Origin of the sequence: Kitasatospora sp. NPDC004799 (assembly GCF_040609095.1) — a bacterium.
GTDB lineage: Bacteria > Actinomycetota > Actinomycetes > Streptomycetales > Streptomycetaceae > Kitasatospora.
In genome coordinates, this window is sequence record NZ_JBEXJK010000509.1 from 1 (window position 1) to 5,251 (window position 5,251).

5 protein-coding genes are annotated in these 5,251 nt (G+C 75.1%); 2 read left to right on the forward strand and 3 right to left on the reverse strand.

Features of this window, described 5'->3' with window-relative positions; translation table 11 throughout:
- Both ABZW03_RS36685 and ABZW03_RS36690 read left to right on the forward strand, forming a co-directional pair.
- Positions 1-874: pseudouridine synthase (locus tag ABZW03_RS36685; RefSeq protein ID WP_355268563.1), on the forward strand; the 874-nt coding region annotated here is incomplete at its 5' end.
- A 293-nt stretch (positions 875-1,167) separates the two neighbouring features.
- Entirely contained in the window at positions 1,168-2,175 is a 1,008-nt protein-coding gene (locus tag ABZW03_RS36690; protein ID WP_355268566.1) for a helix-turn-helix domain-containing protein, read from the forward strand.
- A gap of 114 nt (positions 2,176-2,289) precedes the next feature.
- Here ABZW03_RS36690 and ABZW03_RS36695 read toward each other — a convergent pair whose 3' ends face one another.
- The 3 genes from ABZW03_RS36695 to ABZW03_RS36705 all read right to left on the reverse strand — a co-directional run bounded on the left by ABZW03_RS36695 (position 2,290) and on the right by ABZW03_RS36705 (position 5,148).
- Positions 2,290-2,652 (reverse strand): DUF952 domain-containing protein, encoded by a 363-nt coding sequence (locus ABZW03_RS36695; protein ID WP_355268569.1) that lies wholly within the window; start codon positions 2,650-2,652, stop codon positions 2,290-2,292.
- Positions 2,653-2,763: 111 nt separating this feature from the next.
- Complete coding sequence (locus ABZW03_RS36700) at positions 2,764-4,329, reverse strand: mucoidy inhibitor MuiA family protein (RefSeq protein WP_355268572.1); 1,566 nt, start codon at positions 4,327-4,329, stop codon at positions 2,764-2,766.
- Between the two features lie 3 nt (positions 4,330-4,332).
- Positions 4,333-5,148, reverse strand: a complete 816-nt coding sequence (locus ABZW03_RS36705) for a DUF4139 domain-containing protein (RefSeq protein ID WP_355268574.1) — start codon at positions 5,146-5,148, stop codon at positions 4,333-4,335.
- Positions 5,149-5,251: the final 103 nt, after the last annotated feature.

Consider the following 5,251-nt stretch of genomic DNA (forward strand, 5'->3'; position numbering starts at 1 on the left):
GGCCCCGCGTCCGCGCCGCGAGGGCCAGGGCGCCCCGGGCGACCCGCGCCGCCAGCCGCAGCGCTCCCGCGAGCTCCAGGCCAAGATCGAGGACGCCGTCCTCGCCCGGCACGACAAGCCGGCCGTCAAGCTGCCCAAGACCTTCGGCGAGCCCGAGGGCGAGCGCCTCCAGAAGGTGCTGGCCCGGGCCGGCATCGGCAGCCGCCGCGCCTGCGAGGAGCTGATCGAGCAGGGCCGGGTCGAGGTCAACGGCAAGCGCGTCACCGAGCAGGGCAAGCGGGTCGACCCGCAGAAGGACGAGATCAAGGTGGACGGCCTGACCGTCGCCACCCAGTCCTACCTGTTCTTCGCGCTGAACAAGCCGGCCGGCGTGGTCTCCACCATGGAGGACCCGGACGGCCGCCAGTGCCTGGGCGACTACGTGACCAACCGGGAGACCCGGCTGTTCCACGTCGGCCGCCTGGACACCGAGACCGAGGGCATCATCCTGCTCACCAACCACGGCGAGCTGGCCCACCGCCTCACCCACCCGCGGTACGGCGTGACCAAGACCTACCTGGCCGCGATCCAGGGCCCGATCCCGCGCGATCTGGGCAAGCAGCTGGCCCAGGGCGTCGAGCTGGAGGACGGCTACGCGCGCGCCGACAGCTTCAAGGTGGTCTCCAACGTCGGCAAGAACTACCTGGTCGAGGTGACCCTGCACGAGGGCCGCAAGCACATCGTCCGCCGGATGCTGGCCGAGGTCGGCTTCCCGGTCGAGAAGCTGGTGCGCACCCACTTCGGCCCGATCGCCCTGGGCGACCAGAAGTCGGGCTGGCTGCGCCGCCTGACCAACCCGGAGGTCGGCCAGCTGATGCGCGAGGTCGGCCTGTAGGCCGGTAGGCCTCCGTCCGCCCTTCCGGAGCCCCCGTCCGCACCTGCTGCGGGCGGGGGCTCCGGCGTTCCCGGGTGCCCGCAGGCGGACGTCCACGTTCCGGACACCTGGTGTGAGCCGGGACGCAACCGCTGGTCACGGCCTTGTCAGCGCCATGATCCGTGGCCGAGGATGGCCACCGAGCACCACCCCACGGCGTGGCGGGACTGCGCCAGCACGGGCGCGGCCGGCCGGGTGGGAAGAGCCCGACGGGAACGGGCCGACGGGAACGGGCGAGCAGGGGAGAGGGCGTCGTGTCCGATGCAGCACTGGGGCGGGCGGGCGGACAGGCCCTCGGCGCGCTGGGACTGGCGGAGCCGGACGGGCAGGTCTACGCGGCGCTGGTGGCCAGCCCGCAGTCCACGGCGGAGGAGCTGGCGGAGAGCTGCGGGCTGACGTTCCAGCAGAGCGTGCGCGCACTGGACCGGTTGGCCCAGCAGGGCATGGCCACCCGGGCGCCGGTGGACCGGCACCGCTACCTGCCGGTGCCCCCGGACGTCGCGATCGGCACCCTGATCGGCCACCGGGAGTCCGAGCTGCGCTACGCCCGGGCCGAGATGCACCGGCTGATGGACGCCTTCCGGGAGGCCTCGCGGTACACCGACCCGGCGCACTCGGTGGAGGTGCTGACCGGCGGCGAGGCGATCGCCCAGCGGCTGGAGCACGTCACCGAGACCAGCCAGTACCAGGTGCGCGGCTTCGACCGCCCGCCGTACATCCAGGACCCGGTGTCGCCGATGCCCCTGCAGCGGCGGCGGCTGAGCGAGGGCGTGAAGTTCCGGACGATCTACGACCGGGAGGCGGTGGCCTGGCCGGGGCGGCTGGAGAAGAACATCCTGGTCGGCGTCGCGGACGGCGAGGAGGCGCGGGTCCGGCCGACCCTGCCGATGAAGATGATCATCTCGGACGACCGGATGGCGATCATCCCGATCAGCGTCGGTGACAGCGTGCTGGACGCCGCGTACGTGATCCACCCCTCGGCGCTGCTCCAGGCGCTGGACACGCTGTTCGAGGCGGAGTGGGAGCGGGCCGTCCGGCTGCAGGCGGCGGTCGGCACCGAGGACGCCGGGTCGGAGCCGGAGGCCGACCACCGCAAGCTGCTGGGCCTGCTGGCGGCCGGCCTCACCGACGAGTCGATCGCCCGCTCGCTCGGCTGGAGCGCCCGGACCACCCAGCGCCGGCTCCAGAGCCTGATGCGTTCGCTGGGCGCCACCACCCGCTTCCAGGCCGGGATGGCGGCCCGGGAGCGGGGGTGGCTGTAGGGCGGGTCGGGCTCGCCTGACGGACGGCCGGACGGCCGGACGGCTTGGGGCCGCCGGTCGCGCCTGCCTGACGGACGGCCGGACGGCTTGGGGCCGCCGGTCGCGCCCGCGTGGTCAGCTCCAGGGGCTGAGCGAGGCCCAGCGGCCGTCCGGTCCGCGCTCGACCTTCTGCAGGCCGACCACGGCGGTGCGGTTCAGCCGCCCGTAGATGTGCGGGAAGAGCACGCCGGGGGTGGACCCGGGCGGCGGGGCGCCGTGCGGGGCCTCCCACTTCACCATCGGCTCCACCAGCGACTCCTCGATCAGCAGCACCATCAGCGGGTCGGGGGTGTCGGCGAAGAAGGTGTTGGCCACCGCCAGCGCCGTTTGCTCGTCCGCGGAACAGTGGATGAACCCGTCGGTGAGCAGCGACGCGGTGGCGTACGGGCGGCCGGGGTCGGCCAGCCAGTCGTCCAGGGGAGCAAGGTGGAGGATCATGCTTCCTTTTCTACCCGTTGTCTCCGGTTTGGACCTGAGCGGGTGTCACCGGCACGGCGGGTGTCAGCCGTCGCGCCTGCGGCGCCTGCTCGGAGCCAGGCCCCGCGGTGCTCAGAGTCCGACCACCTTGGCGGAGGCGGACACCTCGTACACCAGGGTGACGGTGCGCCGGGCGCCGGGGGCGAGCGGGACGTCCCAGCGGACGATGCCCTCGGCGTCGAAGGAGTCCGGGGCCGGGGAGCACTCCTCCTTGCGCAGCCGCACCTCGACCGCCGACACCTCGGAGACCGGCACCCGCTCGCGCACCGTGACGATCCGCTCGTCGCGCTCCTCCGGGCCGGAGAAGCGGGACAGGTGCAGCCGGACCGTCCGGGTGGTGGTCTGGCGGCCGGTGAGGCCGGCGGTGGCCTGGCGCTCCTCGGTCTCCCGGACCACCCGGTAGCCGTCCGAGCTGCCGAAGGACAGTTCGGCCTCGGCCCCGGCGGCGGTGAAGCGCAGCTCGCCGCGGCCGGTGAAGCCGCTGCCGCGGACCAGCTCGACCGGGCCGGACAGCAGCGGGTGCGCGGCCGTGTTGCGGAACCGGACCACCTCGGTGACCAGCGGGGACAGCTCCGGGGCGCAGGCGTACTCGCTGCTCGCCGGGCCGGTGGCGGCGCCCAGCGGCACCCGGTGCGCGCGGCCGTCGCCGGGCACGGTCGCGGGGGCGGGGGCGGGCAGCACCCGGACCTCGCCGCCGTCGTCCACGCCCGGCACCCGGGAGGCCGGGCCGGCCGGCCCGGTCGGGCTCAGGGTGGCGACCGCCTCCTCGCGCAGCTGGACGTCGACCGTGCGGCGCTCCTCGTCGGTGCGCTCGCGCAGCACCAGGACGTCCTCGGCGACCGCGGGCGGGGCGGTGGCGAGGGCGGAGCGGGCGGTGGAGAAGGTGAGCCGGGCGTTCGTCCAGTCCTCGCCGGTGCGCTGCCAGACCACCGCCTCCGACTCCAGGCGCAGCTGGCCGCCGTCCAGGGTCGCCCGGTAGGAGGGGCGCCACAGCGCGCAGGGCACCAGGTGGGAGACGGTCAGCTCGGCCGGGCCGGGCCGGGCCGCCTCGACGGTGAGCTCCAGGTGGGCGGTCAGCTCGGCCGGGTCCTCCTCGGCCCGGTCCAGCGCGACCAGGGCCTGCGAGCGCTCCTGCTCCAGGCGGCGCAGCCGGGAGTGGGTGGCACGCAGCTCCTCGCCGTAGCGCTCGCGCTCGGTGTCCACCCGGCCGAGCTCCCGGGCCCAGCGGTTGGGTTCGAGCTCGCCGAGGCCGGCGCCCTCGCCGATCTCGCGCAGCAGGTCGGCGGAGAGCTGGGCGAGCAGGGCCAGCCGGGCCTCCAGCCGGGCCCGGGCCTGGTCGGCCAGCCGGGTCTCGGCGTCCAGCCGGTGCAGCCGGTGGCGCAGTTCGGAGTCCTCCGGGCCGGGCGGCAGCGGGGCGCGCGGGGCCCAGCCGCGCACCAGCCGGGCGTCCAGCACGCGGACGCCGTCGGTGGCGGACTCGGCCCGCAGGGTGCGGTCGACGGCGAGGGCGGTGAGCGGGCCGAGGCGCAGCCGCTGCACGCCCGCGGCGAGCCCGACCGTCGTGGTGCGCTCGACCTGGCTGCGGTCCTCCAGGCAGGTCACGGCGGTGACGGGGAGGGGAAGGGTCTCGACGGTCATCGCTCAGTTCCTCCGGTTTCCGCCGACGATGGCCTTTCCGGCCGGGATCTTGATCAGGTAGCCGCCGTCCAGCTCGGAGCGTCCGCCGGGCGGCAGGTCGACCCGCCAGAGCCGGGTGCTGGGCGGGCAGTCCGGCGTGGAGACGGCCGGGGCCTGCCAGTCGGCCCGCTCCTCGATCCGGATCTCGGCGTCGGAGGTGACCGGCACCCGCTCGCGGACCTCCACGGTGACGGCGCGTCCCAGCCGGTTGGCCAGCCGCACGTGCACCCGGTGGTCGAGGACGGTGCTGTTGCCCTTCAGCATGCCGGTGGCGGACTCGTGCAGCTCGGTGCGGCGCGCCACCTCGATGCTCTCGGCGACGCCGATGCCCAGCCGCCGGGTGCCGCCGGGCGCCAGGGTGGACAGGGCGGCGGTGAGCAGGAACTCGTCGTCCACGGTGACCTCGGCCGGGCCGGCCAGGACGGCCTGGTCGGTGCGGTTGGCGAGCACCAGGGTCGCGTACACCTTCTCCTCGACGGCGGGGACGGTGACGTACTCGGGGCGGACGGCGAGCGGGATCTCGCCGACGGTGACGGTGTGCCAGGTGCCGTCGGACGGGATGTCGGCGGGGGCGGCGGCGTCGAAGCGGTGGTCGAAGGAGCCGGCCGACTCCCGGGGCGGGACGGCGTGCCGGGGCAGGGCGAGGGCGCGGAGCCGGGCGGCGCAGTTGCCGCCGGGCTCCGCATGCCCGAACTGCTCGAACTGCCCGAACCGTTCGGTCCGTTCGGGGCAGGGGTGCAGGGTGCCGCGCCGGGCGGCGGGCTCCTCGGGGCCGGCCACCTCACCTTGGTCTGCACCGGCTGACCGCTCCCGGGGCCTCGGTAGGGTGGACGGCATGTCCACCCGCCTGATCCTCGCCACCCGCAACCAGCACAAGGTCACC

Bases quoted from the DNA above. Each gene is read 5' to 3' on its own strand.
- ABZW03_RS36695 (WP_355268569.1), bottom strand. From the start codon at position 2,652: ATGATCCTCCACCTTGCTCCCCTGGACGACTGGCTGGCCGACCCCGGC.
- ABZW03_RS36700 (WP_355268572.1), bottom strand. From the start codon at position 4,329: ATGACCGTCGAGACCCTTCCCCTCCCCGTCACCGCCGTGACCTGCCTG.